15 protein-coding genes are annotated in these 14,934 nt (G+C 28.7%); 7 read left to right on the plus strand and 8 right to left on the minus strand.

The annotated features are described in order from the left end of the window. Positions 1-6: 6 nt before the first annotated feature. From ACTT9L_RS02390 to gatC, 6 genes are read right to left on the minus strand one after another with little or no spacing between them, the layout of a single operon-like run. On the minus strand, positions 7-1,344 hold the full coding sequence (locus ACTT9L_RS02390; protein WP_440927763.1) for an MATE family efflux transporter: 1,338 nt from the start codon (positions 1,342-1,344) through the stop codon (positions 7-9). Between the two features lie 14 nt (positions 1,345-1,358). After that, entirely contained in the window at positions 1,359-2,264 is a 906-nt protein-coding gene (trhO, locus tag ACTT9L_RS02395; protein WP_440927764.1) for an oxygen-dependent tRNA uridine(34) hydroxylase TrhO, read from the minus strand. Continuing rightward, complete coding sequence (locus ACTT9L_RS02400; RefSeq protein WP_440927765.1) at positions 2,264-2,914, minus strand: O-methyltransferase; 651 nt, start codon at positions 2,912-2,914, stop codon at positions 2,264-2,266. The genes trhO and ACTT9L_RS02400 overlap by 1 nt, the downstream gene beginning before the upstream one ends. Before the next feature lie 5 nt (positions 2,915-2,919). Continuing rightward, positions 2,920-4,383 (minus strand): Asp-tRNA(Asn)/Glu-tRNA(Gln) amidotransferase subunit GatB, encoded by a 1,464-nt coding sequence (gatB, locus tag ACTT9L_RS02405; RefSeq protein WP_440927766.1) that lies wholly within the window; start codon positions 4,381-4,383, stop codon positions 2,920-2,922. Continuing rightward, on the minus strand, positions 4,380-5,837 hold the full coding sequence (gatA, locus tag ACTT9L_RS02410) for an Asp-tRNA(Asn)/Glu-tRNA(Gln) amidotransferase subunit GatA (RefSeq protein WP_440927767.1): 1,458 nt from the start codon (positions 5,835-5,837) through the stop codon (positions 4,380-4,382). Before gatA ends, gatB begins: the two co-directional genes overlap by 4 nt. Then, positions 5,837-6,124 carry an Asp-tRNA(Asn)/Glu-tRNA(Gln) amidotransferase subunit GatC gene (gatC, locus tag ACTT9L_RS02415; RefSeq protein ID WP_075485199.1) on the minus strand — a complete coding sequence of 96 codons (288 nt, stop codon included), beginning with the start codon at positions 6,122-6,124 and terminating at the stop codon, positions 5,837-5,839. Before gatC ends, gatA begins: the two co-directional genes overlap by 1 nt. 50 nt (positions 6,125-6,174) lie before the next feature. Between gatC and ruvX the strand changes: the two genes are divergently transcribed. The 7 genes from ruvX to ACTT9L_RS02450 are packed head-to-tail and all read left to right on the plus strand — an operon-like array spanning position 6,175 to position 12,821. Beyond that, positions 6,175-6,630 carry a Holliday junction resolvase RuvX gene (gene ruvX, locus ACTT9L_RS02420; protein ID WP_440927768.1) on the plus strand — a complete coding sequence of 152 codons (456 nt, stop codon included), beginning with the start codon at positions 6,175-6,177 and terminating at the stop codon, positions 6,628-6,630. A gap of 42 nt (positions 6,631-6,672) precedes the next feature. After that, entirely contained in the window at positions 6,673-7,614 is a 942-nt protein-coding gene (locus ACTT9L_RS02425; protein WP_440927769.1) for an aspartate carbamoyltransferase catalytic subunit, read from the plus strand. Continuing rightward, positions 7,615-8,901, plus strand: coding sequence for a dihydroorotase (gene pyrC / locus ACTT9L_RS02430; protein ID WP_440927770.1), 1,287 nt, complete (start codon positions 7,615-7,617; stop codon positions 8,899-8,901). Positions 8,902-8,903: 2 nt separating this feature from the next. Beyond that, positions 8,904-9,482 carry a glycerol-3-phosphate 1-O-acyltransferase PlsY gene (gene plsY, locus ACTT9L_RS02435; RefSeq protein ID WP_440927771.1) on the plus strand — a complete coding sequence of 193 codons (579 nt, stop codon included), beginning with the start codon at positions 8,904-8,906 and terminating at the stop codon, positions 9,480-9,482. Between the two features lie 37 nt (positions 9,483-9,519). Continuing rightward, positions 9,520-12,105 (plus strand): type I DNA topoisomerase, encoded by a 2,586-nt coding sequence (topA, locus tag ACTT9L_RS02440; RefSeq protein ID WP_440927772.1) that lies wholly within the window; start codon positions 9,520-9,522, stop codon positions 12,103-12,105. Continuing rightward, positions 12,102-12,350, plus strand: a complete 249-nt coding sequence (locus ACTT9L_RS02445) for a hypothetical protein (RefSeq protein WP_440927773.1) — start codon at positions 12,102-12,104, stop codon at positions 12,348-12,350. Before topA ends, ACTT9L_RS02445 begins: the two co-directional genes overlap by 4 nt. Before the next feature lie 9 nt (positions 12,351-12,359). Then, positions 12,360-12,821, plus strand: coding sequence for a RidA family protein (locus ACTT9L_RS02450; protein WP_440927774.1), 462 nt, complete (start codon positions 12,360-12,362; stop codon positions 12,819-12,821). 2 nt (positions 12,822-12,823) lie between these two features. On the opposite strand, the gene ACTT9L_RS02455 is transcribed toward ACTT9L_RS02450, so the two are convergent. Together ACTT9L_RS02455 and ACTT9L_RS02460 are read right to left on the minus strand one after the other, a co-directional pair. Then, the gene (locus tag ACTT9L_RS02455; RefSeq protein WP_440927775.1) at positions 12,824-14,122 is read right to left on the minus strand and encodes a UDP-glucose dehydrogenase family protein; all 1,299 of its coding nucleotides are present in this window, start codon (positions 14,120-14,122) and stop codon (positions 12,824-12,826) included. Then, positions 14,119-14,934, minus strand: a complete 816-nt coding sequence (locus ACTT9L_RS02460; RefSeq protein WP_440927776.1) for a sugar phosphate nucleotidyltransferase — start codon at positions 14,932-14,934, stop codon at positions 14,119-14,121. Before ACTT9L_RS02460 ends, ACTT9L_RS02455 begins: the two co-directional genes overlap by 4 nt.

A 14,934-nucleotide genomic window follows, 5' to 3' on the forward strand; every position in this document is an offset into this window, starting at 1 on the left:
AAAATATTAAACATTAGCCAATTTATGTTTAATATAATATTTAACATAAAATAGTAATATCAATGATATCAACCATTGAAAGATAGCCCAAATATAAAAAAAAGTTTTAAAATCTGCATTTAAATACTTTGCAATGTAAAATGATAAAACTGGTACTATCACATTTCTGGCAATATTATTAACCATGGCTTTTTCAGATTTCTTTAATGCCATAAAAAATCCATTTGATAAGAAAAATATTGGATAAGCAGGTAAAATAAATGCGGAAATCTTAAGGTACATCGAGCCATGCATAATTACATCTGGATTTGAAGAAAAGAATTTAGGAACAATGTCAGCACTTATAAAAATAACTACACCAGCAATTAACATTATAAATAGACCGTATTTTATTGAGGTGAAATAGGATTGCTCCACTCTATCGTAATATTTTGCTCCAATATTTTGCGCTATTATAGATATTATTGCTGTATTAATTCCTAATATTGGTAACAAAACTACTTGCTCAATTCTTGTGGCAGATCCATACCCTGCTACAGCATATTCACCAAATAATCCAACATATGTAAAAACAACTGTTGCAGCAATAGAATATCCTAATATGGCAATTGTAATTGGCATTGATTGAAAAAAAATATTTTTTAAGAAAAAAAATTTAGCTTTAAAATTGTCTAAAGTTATTTGTTTAATTCTTTGATTATTTAAAATTTTTATCAGAATAACCAACAAAGATACAAATTGAGCAATTAAAGTTGCTATCCCAATACCAGTTATTCCTAATGGTGGTATAAATAAATAACCAAAAATAAAAATTGGATTTAAAATAATGTTTAAGAAAAAAGAAAATATTAAAACATTTCTGTAAGTTTTAGTATCTCCTTCTGCGTGTAAGAATGAATTTAATGCTACTACTAAAATAAATAATATCGTACCTAAAAAAATTACATTTATATATTCGAGTCCAAGAATTGTTACTTCTTGAGAAGAATTCATTAATAAGAATATCTTTTCTCCAAAAGTAAATCCTAAAATAGATACAACTACCGAAATTATAATCGAATAAATGATTACATTTCCAAAATAACTTAAAACATTTTTTTCGTTTTTTTCTCCAATACTGCTACCAATCAATGATGTGCCCGCTACGGTAACTCCAATTGATGTCGCAATTATCAAAAAATATATTGGAAATGACTTGCTCAAAGCAGATAAGGCTTCTGGTGATATTTTTCCTGCATAAAAAGTATCTACGATTGTGTAAAGTGTTTGGAATAAGGTTCCAACACTTGCTGGTACAGCAAGTTTTCTTACTAACAACGAAACTTCATCTTTTAATAAATTCATTAATTTAAGATTTGTTAATACTCTTTTTGGAAGATATGTCTTTTTCCTGCTTCTTTAGCAAGATTAATTTGTTTCTGTCTCATTCTAAATCTTGATTTTTGATTATCTGTTAGATTATCGTGACAATTTGGACATGAAACGCCCTCTTCATATTTTTTTGATTTTTTATCCTTAAGAGAAATAGGCTTCCTACAACCACTGCAGATAGAGTAAGAACCAACTTTCAGACCATGTTTTAAACTAATTCTGTTATCAAAAACAAAACATTCACCTTTCCATAAACTTTTTTTCTTATTAGTTTTTTTCAGATAATTTAAAATTCCACCATTTAACTGATAAATGTTATTAAAACCTTTTTTTTCCAAATATACAGATGCCTTTTCACAACGAATTCCACCAGTACAAAACATAGCTATTGGTTGATTTTTTTTTAATTTTTTTAGATATTTTGGAAAATCTCTAAAGTTATCAACAACAGGATTGATTGCTCCCTTAAAAGTTCCAACATCATATTCAAATGGTTTTCTCGCATCTATTAGAACAGTATCCTTTTCTTTAATCAGCTTATTCCATTTGATTGGATCTACATGGCTATCTTTTTTCTTTATTCTTTTATTTAAGATTAAGTTCATAGGAACAACCTCGTTTTTGATTTTCACTTTAGGTTTATGAAATGGTTGGAAAGAGCTTTTAGAGACATTGATAGTGTTAAATTCTTTAAATTTAAGAGTTCTTTTTAAATTGTTAATTATGAATTTAATGTCTGCAGCTTTACCAGAGATAGTTCCATTTACACCTTCTTTGGAGATAATTATCGTGCCTCTTATGTTTTTCTTTTTTAGAGTTTCTAATAAAACTTTTTGATTTTTCTTTAGATAAGAAATTTTAAAAAATTTATAAAAGCCAACTACTTCAAACATTATAATTTTCTACAAACGGTCATTCCATCTCCAAGAGGAATTATTAATTTTTCAACCCTTTTATCCTTTGAGATATGACTATTAAACTCTTTAATTTTTTTGGTAAATTTATCATTATTGTTTTCATTAACAACTTCTCCATACCATAAAACATTATCAATAATTATTAGACCATTTTGGTTCAATAATTGTAAAGAACGTTCATAGTATTCAATATAATTCATTTTATCAGCATCTATAAAAACTAAATCAAAATTTTCATTTTTAATTTCGTCTAAACTTTCTAAAGCAGGTTTAATTAATGTTTTTATTTTATGGTCTTGATTTGCTTTTTTAAAAAAATCTATTGCAACTTTATTGGTTTCCTCATTTTTATCTAAAGCAATTATTTTGCCATCATCTGATAATGCCAAAGCCATAGATAAAGTACTTAATCCTGTAAATGTACCTATCTCTAAAACTTTGTTGATATTTGATATTTTTATAATTAAATGCAGAAATTGACTTTGTGAAATTGAGATTTGCATTCTTTTGATATCACCAAGAGATGTGTTGTAATCAATTATTTCTTTTTGGACTGGATTTAAATTATATCCATGACTTAAAATATACTCTTGAAGTTCTTTAGTTATGTTTAGGTCTGAACCCATAAATTCTAAAGTTTTTTCTTTAAAATCTCATTAACTAATTGAGGATTTGCTTTTCCACCAGAAACTTTCATCACTTGGCCAACAAAGAAACCAAATAATTTAACTTTACCTGATTTATATTCGGTAGCTTTATCTCTGTTATCATCAATAACTTTATCTATCAGCGCCTCAAGTGCTTTTGGATCACTCTCTTGTTTTAAACCTTTTTCTTCAACAATTTTTTTAGGATCCTTATCGCCTTCCATCATTTGTTCGAAAACTGTTTTTGCAATTTTTCCTGAAATTGTTCCATCTTTAATTAAATTGATTAACTTTGATAAATTGCCTGCGCTTATAGGGCTTTCAGTTATTTCTAAATTTTTTTCATTTAACGCTGCAAATAATTCACCAATTATCCAATTTGTTGCAAGTTTTACATCGGATTTCTTAATTACATTTTCAAAGTAATTAGATGTTTCAATATCCGAAACTAAAATGTTAGCTTCGTAAGGAGATAGCTTGAATTTTTCTATAAATCTTTTTTTCTTTTCATCTGGTAGCTCTGGAATTTCCGATTTTAATTTTTCAATAAACTCATCTGAAACTTCTAATGGCAATAAGTCTGGATCTGGAAAATATCTATAATCATGAGCATCCTCTTTTGATCTCATTGATCTAGTTTCATTCTTTTTAGTATCAAAAAGTCTTGTTTCTTGATCAATTGTTTGACCATCCTCAATTAAATCAACTTGTCTATTAGCCTCGTATTCAATTGCCATCTGCATGAACTTTATTGAGTTAACATTTTTGATCTCACATCGGGTTCCATAATCTTTTGAACCTTTTTTTCTAACAGATACATTTACATCAGCCCTCAAAGATCCTTCCTGCATGTTTCCATCACAGGTACCTAAATATCTCATTATAGATCTTAATTTTTTAATATATGCATTTACTTCATCTGGAGATCTTAGGTCGGGTTTGCTTACAATTTCCATTAAAGCCACACCTGATCTATTTAAATCTACAAAAGTATTTTTAGGATCTAGATCATGAATACTTTTACCCGCATCTTGCTCCAAGTGTAATCTTTCTATACCTACCTCTTTTTGACCATCAGGCATATCAAGTATTACTTTACCCTCACCTACAATTGGATCTTTGAATTGTGAGATTTGATAACCCTGAGGTAAGTCAGCATAAAAATAATTTTTTCTATCAAAGACAGATCTATTATTGATTTTAGCTTTTAAACCAATTCCTGTTTTAATAGCTTGTTTTACACAATACTCGTTTATTACCGGTAACATTCCAGGAAATGCTGCATCAACTAAACTTACTTGAGTATTTGGTTCAGCTCCAAATTTGGTTGCTGATGTGGAAAATAATTTGGACTCCGATGTAACTTGTGCATGAACTTCTAAACCAATGACAACTTCATATTGATTATCATATCTATTAATTAGATATTCAGATTTGTTCTTACTCACTTAATCCACCAATCAGTAATATTGTTTTTAAAATTAATTTTTTCTTCCATAGCATATGCAATGTTTAAAATATTTTGTTCATCAAAAGCCTTACCAATTATCTGTAATCCCAATGGATATCCTTTAGCATCATGGCCTGCAGGTAAAGAAATTCCGGGTAAACCTGCTAAATTTACAGGAACAGTAAAAATATCGTTTAAATACATTGAAACTGGATCATTTGTTTTTTCACCAATTTTAAAAGCTGAACTTGGAGTGGATGGGGTTAGAATTGCATCAACTTTTTTATAAGCATCATCAAAATCATTTTTAATAAGTTTTCTTACCTTTTGAGCTTTAAGATAATAAGCATCATAATATCCTGAAGATAAAACATAAGTTCCAATCATTATTCTTCTTTGAACTTCAGCACCAAATCCTTCAGATCTAGTTTTTTCATACATATCAATAAGATTTTCCCCTTCTGCTCTAAAACCATATTTAACACCGTCATATCTAGCCAAATTAGATGAAGCCTCTGCTGGTGCTACTATGTAATAAGTTGGTAATGCATAATTAGTGTGAGGTAGAGATATATCGATAATTTCAGCACCACAATCTTTTGCATATTCAATACCTTTTTTCCAAAGGTCCTCTATCTCCTTAGGCATGCCATCTACTCTATATTCTTTAGGTATTCCTATTTTTTTACCTTTAATATCTTTTGTTAATTCTTTGCTGTACTCGTTTCTTTTAAAGTCTATTGATGTAGAATCTTTTTCATCATAAGTGCTAATAACTTCCTGTAACAATGCACAATCTTTAACATTTTGCGCCATTGGACCAGCTTGATCTAAGGATGATGCAAATGCTACAATTCCGTATCTAGAGCAACTACCATAAGTAGGTTTTAATCCGACAGTTCCAGTAAATGAAGCAGGCTGTCTTATAGATCCGCCTGTATCTGTTCCAATAGTAATTGGTGTTAATTGAGCTGCTACAGCGCAAGATGATCCACCTGAAGAACCTCCCGGAACTAAATTCTTATCAATTGGGTTTTGTACATTACCAAAAAAACTAGTTTCATTAGATGAACCCATTGCAAATTCATCACAATTTAATTTCCCCATTAGGATAGCTCCTTCATTCCAAATGTTTTGTGTGACTGTTGACTCGTAAGTTGGAACAAAGTTATTTAAAATCTTGCTTCCTGCCGTAGTTCTTAAATCTCTAGTACAAAATAAATCTTTTACAGCCATTGGAATACCAGGTAATTTCAGATCAAGATTAGGTTTTTCATCAAACTTTTTTGCTTTATTCAAAGCATTTGCATAATCTTCAGTTATATATGCATTTAATTCTTTTGATTTTTCTGATCTTTCAACAAATGCTTTAGTAACTTCACTTGAAGAAAGTTTTTTACTTTTTATATTTTCTACTAAATCAGATAATGCTTGTTTAGTTATATCTAACATTATTCAATTACCTTCGGTACTACAAAATAATCTTCATTTTCCTTAGGAGAATTTTTTATTACTTGATCTCTTAAGTTTTTACTTTTTACTTCATCTGATCTTAGTTTTAGAGTTGTTTCAGCAACAGAAGTTAATGGTTCAACATTGTCAGTTTTTAATTCGTTAAGTTTTTCAATAAAATCGAAAATTGAATTTAAATCTCCTGCAAGTTTCTCTGCTTTTTTCTCATCTACAGAAATTCTTGATAGTTTAGATATGTGCTTTATTGTTTTAAGATCGATGCTCATATGGTATTTAAATATGTCGCAAACTATCACTTAAGTTTAAAATATACAATATGATCACTATTGAAGAATTCAAAAAAAAACAGTCTGAAACCACGAGATTGATTGGTTTAGATCTTGGTTCAAAAAGAATCGGTGTATCAATTTGTGATGAAAAACAATCAATTGCCACACCTTTTAAAACAATCAATAAAACCAATAATGATGATCTAATCAACGAATTAAAAAAAATAATAGACGAAAATAATATTAAAGGAATTATCGTTGGATATCCAATTAACATGGATGGTTCATTAGGTCCTTCTGCTCAATCAGTAAGCGATGTATCTAAAAATATAGACCAAAATGTTGATGTAGATGTTTGCTTATGGGACGAAAGACTTTCAACCGTTGGTGCATTTAATTTGTCCAGTCAGCTTGATATTAATGTTTCTAAGCGTGAAAAAAACATAGATCAGAACGCAGCTGCATTTATTCTTCAGGGGGCTATAGATTATTTAAACAATTAATCCTTGCCATTTAGAGGCTTTATAGCTATAGAGTTAGTTTTAATGGCAACTAGAACCAATAACGCTATTAAAATCTCACAAAAACATCTGTTAGGTATCCAAGATTTATCAGTTAATGATATTAATTATATTCTAGATGAGTCAGAAGCTTTCATAAAATTAAACCAGAGTAAAAATAAAAAAATCGATGTGTTAAGAGGCAAAACACAAATAAACTTATTCTTTGAGCCATCGACTAGAACTCAAAGTTCATTTGAACTTGCTGGAAAAAGACTTGGCGCAGATGTTATGTCAATGAATATGGGTAACTCTGCAATTAAAAAAGGTGAAACTTTGATTGATACAGCAATGACTTTAAATGCAATGCATCCAGATATAATTGTAATAAGACATCAAGACTCTGGTGCTTGTAATCTATTATCACAAAAAGTTAATTGTGTTGTATTAAATGCTGGCGATGGTAGACGTGAGCACCCTACCCAAGCATTATTAGATGCATTAACAATTAGAAATCGAAAAAAAAAAATTCAAGGGTTAAAAATAGCAATATGTGGAGATATCCTTCACTCGAGAGTAGCTAGATCTAATATTTACCTTCTGACAATGTTAGGAGCTGAAGTTAATATTGTTGCACCATCAAATCTGATGCCAAAAGAAATTGAAAAATTTGGTGTAGACACTTTTACAGATATGAAAAAAGGTCTCAAAGATTGTGATATTGTGATGATGCTTAGATTGCAAAATGAAAGGATGACCAGTTCATATCTTTCATCAAATAGAGAGTACTACGAATATTATGGATTAACCCCTGACAAACTTGATCATGCAAAAGCAGATGCTCTAATTATGCATCCTGGTCCAATGAATAGAGGAATAGAAATTGATACAAGATTAGCAGACGACATTAATAAAAGTGTAATTAAGGAACAAGTTGAATTAGGTGTTGCTGTAAGAATGGCATGTTTAAAAATATTTTGTGAATAAATGAAAAAACAATACTTTATAAATTCAAATATTATAGATCCTCATAACTCTATAAACGAAAATGGTGGATTAATAATTGGAGAAGACGGAAAGATAGAGGCTATAGGGAAAAAGGTAAATACAAATAATTTACCAACTAGAGAAAAACCAACTGACTTAAAGGGTAAATATATATTTCCTGGGATAGTAGATATGAGAGTTTTTGTAGGTGAGCCAGGATATGAATATAAAGAAAATTTTAGAACTTTGAGTAATGCTGCATTATCTGGTGGAGTAACTTCGGTTGTAACCATGCCTAATACAGACCCAATTATAGATAATGTATCAATTGTAGATTTTTTAAAAAGAAGAGGACGTGATAAGTCTAAAATAAATATCTTTCCTTGTGCTTCATTAACTCAAAACACTGATGGTACCAATATGACTGAATTTGGGTTGCTAGCTAAAAAAGGAATTATAGCATTTACTGATGGAGTTAAAACAATTCAAAATACTAGACTTATGTCTAGAATTATGAATTCAGCCAAAGATTTGGGATGTCTTATAATGCAACATGCTGAAGATTACGATTTAGCTAAAAATGGAATGATTAATTCTGGTATTATTGCAACAAAACTAGGTTTATCAAGCATACCAGATATTGCTGAAAGAATTATAATAGAAAGAGACCTTACTCTCTTAGAAAAAACTAAATGTCGATATCATATATCTCAACTTTCAGCAGGAAAATCTGTAGATATAATTAAGGAACGTAAACAAAATGTTAAATTTTCTTGCGGTGTATCAATAAATAATCTCTCATTAAATGAAAATGATATTGGAGATTTTAGAACATTTTTAAAATTATCACCTCCACTGAGAAGAGAAGAAGATCGAGAAGCTTTAGTTCAGGGATTAAAAGATAAAACTATTGATGTAATTGTTTCTGACCATAAACCTGAAGATGAAGAATCAAAAAGATTAACTTTTGCTCAAGCTGCAACAGGTGCATCTGGTATTGAAACATTGTTATCTTTAAGTTTAGAATTATTTCATAATGGAACTGTAAAACTTGAAACTATAATTCAAGCTTTAACCTCTAATCCAGCAAAAATATTAAATATAAATAAAGGAAACCTATCTATTGGTAATGATGCAGATTTTTGTATAGTTGATATCAATAAACCATGGATTGTAAAAAAAGAGAATTTAATCTCTAAATCTAAAAATACTTCAATTGAAGATAAGAAACTTCAAGGAAAAGTAACCAATACATTTGTAAAAGGTAAAGAATTATTTAAAATATAAAAATGGAACTTTTTATAATAGGTATAATTTCATACCTAATGGGATCAATTCCTTTTGGATTAATTTTAACTAAAATATTTTTAAAAAAAGATATTAGAGAAATCGGTTCTGGTAATATTGGCGCAACGAACGCTTTAAGAACTGGTAATAAATTAATTGGTTATTCAACACTAACACTTGATGTGTTAAAAGCAGTAATACCTGTTTTATACGTAAAAAATAATTTCCCTGATGCAGTATATATATCAGCTTTATGTGCTTTTATAGGTCATGTTTTTCCAGTATGGTTAAAATTTAAAGGTGGCAAAGGTATAGCCACATATGTTGGGATACTTTTTTCTTTAAATATTATTTTTGGTTTAGTATTCGGTATTTGTTGGTTAATAATTTTTTTTATTTCTAAATATTCATCTTTAGCTTCCTTGATAGGATCACTTTCTATACCGGTTTATATTTTAATTTTGGAGGGTTTGGAAAATGTATTTTTTTACGTAATAATGTTTATTTTAATATTTTTTACCCACAGAGAAAATATTAAACGCCTGAAAAATAAAGAAGAAACTAAGACAAAAATTTATTAATTTGACTATCAAACTCTTTTGAGTAGTTTGTTATTTTATGAATCTAGTCATAGTTGAAAGCCCTGCTAAAGCGAAAACAATTAATAAATATTTAGGTGATAACTATACCGTTTTAGCTAGCTATGGTCATATTAGAGATCTTCCTTCAAAAAATGGATCAGTTGATCCTAATCAAAATTTTAAAATGGAATGGGAAGTTGACAGCTTTTCAAAAAAATATTTAAAAGAGATTACTGATGCTGCAAAAGATTCTTCAAAAATTATTCTTGCTACTGACCCAGATCGTGAGGGTGAAGCAATAGCATGGCATGTAAAAGAATATTTAGATGAAAAAAAACTTTTAAAAGACAAAGAAATTGAACGTGTTGTATTTAACGAAATAACAAAAAAAGCTGTCACACATGGTATTGAAAATCCAAGACAGATAGAGCCCTTATTAGTCGATGCATACATGGCTAGAAGAGCACTAGATTATTTGGTGGGATTTAATATATCACCAATACTTTGGACAAAACTACCTGGTTCAAAATCAGCAGGTAGAGTTCAATCTGTTGCACTGAAATTGATCACTGAAAGAGAGCATGAAATTGAATTATTCAAACCTGAAGAGTTCTGGACATTAAGTATTAATTTTCAGGATAAAAAAAAAAGCAAAATTACAGCAAGTATTTCTCTTCTTGATGGAGAAAAAATTGAAAAATTCTCATTTAAAAATAAAGAAGATATTGAAAAGGCAATTTCTAATATTAAGACCAAAAAATTTAACATAACTGATATTTCCTCAAAAATTGTTAACAGAAATCCCTCAGGACCATTTACTACTTCAACACTTCAGCAAGTTGCGTCAAGTAGATTGGGGTTTGGTGCTTCAAGAACAATGCAAATAGCACAAAAACTTTATCAAGGAATAGAAATTGAAGGAGATACAATTGGGTTAATTACTTATATGAGAACAGATGGAACTAATTTATCTGATGATGCTGTCAGTGATTTTAGAAATTTTATTAAAAAAGAATATGGTAACGAATACTTGCCAGAAAATCCAAATAATTACTCAGGAAAAAAAGCAAAAAACGCTCAGGAAGCTCATGAAGCAATAAGACCAACTGATATTAATAAAAACCCAGATTCTGTTAAAAATTATTTAAGTTCTGATCAGCAAAAATTATATTCTTTAATATGGTCTAGAGCTCTATCGTCTCAAATGGAAACAGCAAAATTTGACAGAAATACAATAACAATTGAATCTGAAGATAGTAAAACTGTATGTAAATCAAGCGGATCAGTTTTGAAATTTGATGGATTTTTAAAAGTTTATTCAAATCAAAGCAAAGATGATGATGAGCAAATTTTACCTGAAATGTCAAAAGGACCAATAAATATAGAAGCTCTTATTGATGAACAACATTTTACCCAACCTCCCCCACGTTACTCTGAGGCGAGTTTGGTTAAAAAATTAGAGGAGTTAGGAATTGGAAGGCCTTCAACTTATGCAAGTATAATTTCAACAATAGCAAATAGAGGTTATGCAGAAATAGTTAATAAAAGATTTTTCCCAACCGACAGAGGTAAATTAATTTCTGCGTTTTTAGAAAAACTATTTTCAAAGTATGTAGATTATAACTTTACAGCTGGACTAGAGGATCAGCTAGATGAAATAACTTCTGGAAAAGAAAGCTGGTTAAAAGTCTTAGAAATGTTTTGGAAAGATTTTAATAGCAATGTTTCAGAAGTAAAAGGAAAAAGAACTAGAGAGGTTTTAGATCTTTTAAATGAAAGTCTGGGAGCATTAATATTTGACACTGATAAAGAAGGAAAGATAGTAAGAAAATGTCAGTTATGCAGCACTGGTTCACTGAGTTTAAAAAATAGTTTTAGAGGAGGTGCTTTTATTGGATGTTCAAACTATCCAGAATGTAAATTTACAAGACCACTATCAAAAGCTAAAGCGGCTGCTCAATCACAACTAGCTGAACCAAAATTTCTTGGAAAGCACGAAAATGGAAATGATATTTTTCTAAAAAATGGAAGATTTGGTCCTTATCTTCAATATGAGAAGGTTGTTGAGAAAAGTATTGAAGAAGAAAAAACTAAAAAGAAAAAAAAAACAAAAAAAAAGAAAAGTGAGGTGAATGAACTATTAAAAAATGTATCAATTCCAAAAGGAATTGAATTAGAAAGTATAGATTTAGAAAAAGCTAAATTTTTATGCTCACTTCCTACATCACTGGGTATTAATCCAGATAATCAAAAAGAAATTATTTTAAACACAGGCAGATTTGGTCCTTATTTAAAATGTGAGAATAAGTCAGCAAGGATAGAAAACGTCGTTGAAATTTTTTCAATAGGATTAAATAGAGCTATTACTCTTATAGCTGAAGCAAAACCAGGAAGAATGTCATCATCAATTATTAAAGATTTAGGAGAACACCCTGAAGATAAAAAACCAATTCGAATCATGAAGGGTCAATATGGTCCATACATAAAATATAAATCATTAAACGCAACAATACCTGAAGAAAAAGACCCAATAGAAATGACAATGGAGGAAGCATTAATCCTCATTGAGAAAAGAATAGAATACGATAAGAATAAAAAAACTAAGGGTAAGAAAAAAAATTGAAAAAAATATTAGTTATCATTGTAATTTATTTATTAAATACCATATTGGTATCAGCTGAAATAAATGATTGCTCTGGAATGAAAAAGCTGTCAAAAGAATATATCACTTGCACCGCTAAAAATATAAAAAATGCTGCAAACAAAACAAATCAAAAGATAAAAGAAGGTTCTGCTGAAAAAACAGAGCAATTAACTGAGGGTGCAAAAAAACTTATTGATAATGTTAAAAATAAAGTAAAAAAATAAAATTAGTTTATGAGTTTTCAAAAAAAAATAGATGAACTTAAAATAAAACTTCCTGAAGCTAAGCTACCAGTAGGTTCTTATGTTGCTACAAAAATTACAGGTAATCTTTTATTTATATCTGGTCAAATCTCAATAGGAGAAAATGGTGAACTAATAAAAGGTAAAATTGGTAAAGAATTATCAACAGAACAAGGTTATGATGCTGCTAAAAGATGTGGATTAGGAATTGTTGCTCAGGCAAAAGTAGCATGTGGTGGTGATCTATCTAAAATTAAATCATGTGTAAAGTTAACAGGTTTTGTTAATTCGACTAAAGATTTTGTTGAACAACCAAAAGTAATTAATGGTGCTTCCGATTTAATTTCTAAAATATTTGGTGATGCTGGAATGCACACAAGAGCTGCAGTAAGCACAAATAGTTTGCCACTTGGAGTATCAGTTGAGGTAGATGCAATTTTTGAATTAAATTAATTCTATCTTCCAATACCAAAGTATTTAAAACCCATTTTCTTGATTTTATTAGGAGAAAAAATATTTCTCATATCGTAAACAATGAGATTTTTATTTTTAGAATATCTTCTAAAATTAATTGATTTAAAATCATTCCATTCTGTATGAATAATGATTAAATCTGAACCTTCAATAGAACTTTGTATTGATTTTGAAAATTTAACATTATTTAATTTATTAAATTCCTTTTTTGAACCAGTTGGATCAAAGTATTTAATTTTTGCACCCCTATTAGATAAATAAGGAATTAATTTCAAACTAGAGGAGTCTCTCATATCATCGGTGTTAGCTTTGAATGTTACTCCCAAAAAGGCTATTTTTTTATTTTTAATTTTATTTTTCAATATTAAATTAACTCTTTTCTGTAATATATCTGATCTGATTTCATTTGATTTAATAACACTTTTTATGACAGATAAATTGGTCTTAAATTTATCTGCAGTAGAAACAATTGCTTTAGTATCTTTTGGAAAACAAGATCCACCATAAGCAGGACCTGCTCTTAAAAATCTACTTCCAATTCTTTTATCAAGACCAATACCTATAGCAATATCTTCGACATCAATGCCTGTTTTTTCACATAGATTTGCAATTTCGTTAATAAATGTAATTTTTGTTGCCAAGAAAGCGTTTGAAGCATATTTAATCAATTCTGCAGCTCTTCTATTAGTAGATACAAACTTTGCACCTTTAGAAATTAACGGAGAATACAAATTTTTTAATATTTTCTCAGATTTTTTATCATTGCTTCCGACAACGATTCTATCAGGATAAATAAAATCTCTAATTGCTTCTCCTTCTCTTAAAAATTCTGGATTTGAAACTACTGAAAAATACTTACTTTTTACTTTTTTAGAAATAATCTTCTCCACCTCATCACCTGTAGTTACGGGAACTGTGGATTTGTTTATTATAATTTTAAATTTATTTATTGATTTTGATATTTCCTTTGATACTGAATAAACTTGACTTAAATCCGCACTATTACTATTTTTTTTTGTTGGAGTTCCGACGCATATAAAAATTATATCTGAGTTTTTAACTGCTTCTTTTAAATTTGTTGAAAAATTAAGTCTTTTATTTTTATAATTTTTTAAAACTAATTCTTCTAAACCTGGTTCATAAATTGGGATTATACCTTTTTTTAAATTATTAATTTTAGTATCATCTTTATCGACACATATAACATCATTACCTAAGTCAGCAAAACAAACACCACTAACCAAACCTACATAACCTGTGCCAATCATGCATAATTTCATAATTTACCTATTACTTTAGATGAATTGATGTAACCTTTCATTGTTCCACAATCAAGATATTTTCCCTCAAAATTATGAGCTACAAATTTCTCATTATCATTTATTAATTGTTGGATTGCATCTGTTATATGAATTTCAGTTCCATTGCCTGGTTTTAATGATTTAAGTTTCTTAAAAATTTTACGAGGTAATATATATCTTCCTATAACTGCATTATTTGATGGTGCATCTTTGATAGATGGTTTTTCTACAACACCATTAATTATATAATTTCTCTTATTTAATTTCTTATTTAATTTATAAATTCCCCACCTTGAAACATTTTTTTTATTTACTTTCATAGATGCCATGACAGAAGCTTTATATTTATTATGAACTTTAATCATGGCTTTTGAACAATTTTTTTTTATTATTAAATCATCAGGTAATAACATTAAAAAATATTTATTTTTGATAAATTTTTGTGTTTTAAGTACAGCATCTCCTGTACCTTTAGGAATATTTTGATAAACAAATTTTATTTTTTTTTTATATTTCAATATTTTTTTATATTCATTGATTATTCTTTGATCCTTCTTTTTTTTAATAATATTTTTATAAAAATTATCGCTATAGAAATATTTTTTAATCATTTGCTTCTTAGTTGATATTATAAAAACTATTTCTTTAATTCCTGCGTCAACACATTCATCTAGAATATATTCAATTCCAGGCTTTCCGTTTATAGGTAATAACTCTTTAGCAAAAACACTAGTTAAAGGCAGTAACCTTGTACCTAAACCAGCTAAAGGAATAATTGCTTGTTTAATCAT

The sequence above is a fragment of the Candidatus Pelagibacter sp. genome, assembly GCF_052049675.1.
Taxonomy (GTDB): domain Bacteria; phylum Pseudomonadota; class Alphaproteobacteria; order Pelagibacterales; family Pelagibacteraceae; genus Pelagibacter.

What these genes read in the sequence shown, in the direction of transcription:
- ACTT9L_RS02390 (WP_440927763.1), bottom strand. Translation starts at nt 1,344, where the DNA reads ATGAATTTATTAAAAGATGAAGTTTCGTTGTTAGTAAGAAAACTTGCT.
- trhO (WP_440927764.1), bottom strand. Translation starts at nt 2,264, where the DNA reads ATGTTTGAAGTAGTTGGCTTTTATAAATTTTTTAAAATTTCTTATCTA.
- ACTT9L_RS02400 (WP_440927765.1), bottom strand. Translation starts at nt 2,914, where the DNA reads ATGGGTTCAGACCTAAACATAACTAAAGAACTTCAAGAGTATATTTTA.
- gatA (WP_440927767.1), bottom strand. Translation starts at nt 5,837, where the DNA reads ATGTTAGATATAACTAAACAAGCATTATCTGATTTAGTAGAAAATATA.
- gatC (WP_075485199.1), bottom strand. Translation starts at nt 6,124, where the DNA reads ATGAGCATCGATCTTAAAACAATAAAGCACATATCTAAACTATCAAGA.
- ruvX (WP_440927768.1), top strand. Translation starts at nt 6,175, where the DNA reads ATGATCACTATTGAAGAATTCAAAAAAAAACAGTCTGAAACCACGAGA.
- ACTT9L_RS02425 (WP_440927769.1), top strand. Translation starts at nt 6,673, where the DNA reads ATGGCAACTAGAACCAATAACGCTATTAAAATCTCACAAAAACATCTG.
- pyrC (WP_440927770.1), top strand. Translation starts at nt 7,615, where the DNA reads ATGAAAAAACAATACTTTATAAATTCAAATATTATAGATCCTCATAAC.
- plsY (WP_440927771.1), top strand. Translation starts at nt 8,904, where the DNA reads ATGGAACTTTTTATAATAGGTATAATTTCATACCTAATGGGATCAATT.
- topA (WP_440927772.1), top strand. Translation starts at nt 9,520, where the DNA reads ATGAATCTAGTCATAGTTGAAAGCCCTGCTAAAGCGAAAACAATTAAT.
- ACTT9L_RS02450 (WP_440927774.1), top strand. Translation starts at nt 12,360, where the DNA reads ATGAGTTTTCAAAAAAAAATAGATGAACTTAAAATAAAACTTCCTGAA.
- ACTT9L_RS02455 (WP_440927775.1), bottom strand. Translation starts at nt 14,122, where the DNA reads ATGAAATTATGCATGATTGGCACAGGTTATGTAGGTTTGGTTAGTGGT.
- ACTT9L_RS02460 (WP_440927776.1), bottom strand. Translation starts at nt 14,934, where the DNA reads ATGATTAAACAAGCAATTATTCCTTTAGCTGGTTTAGGTACAAGGTTA.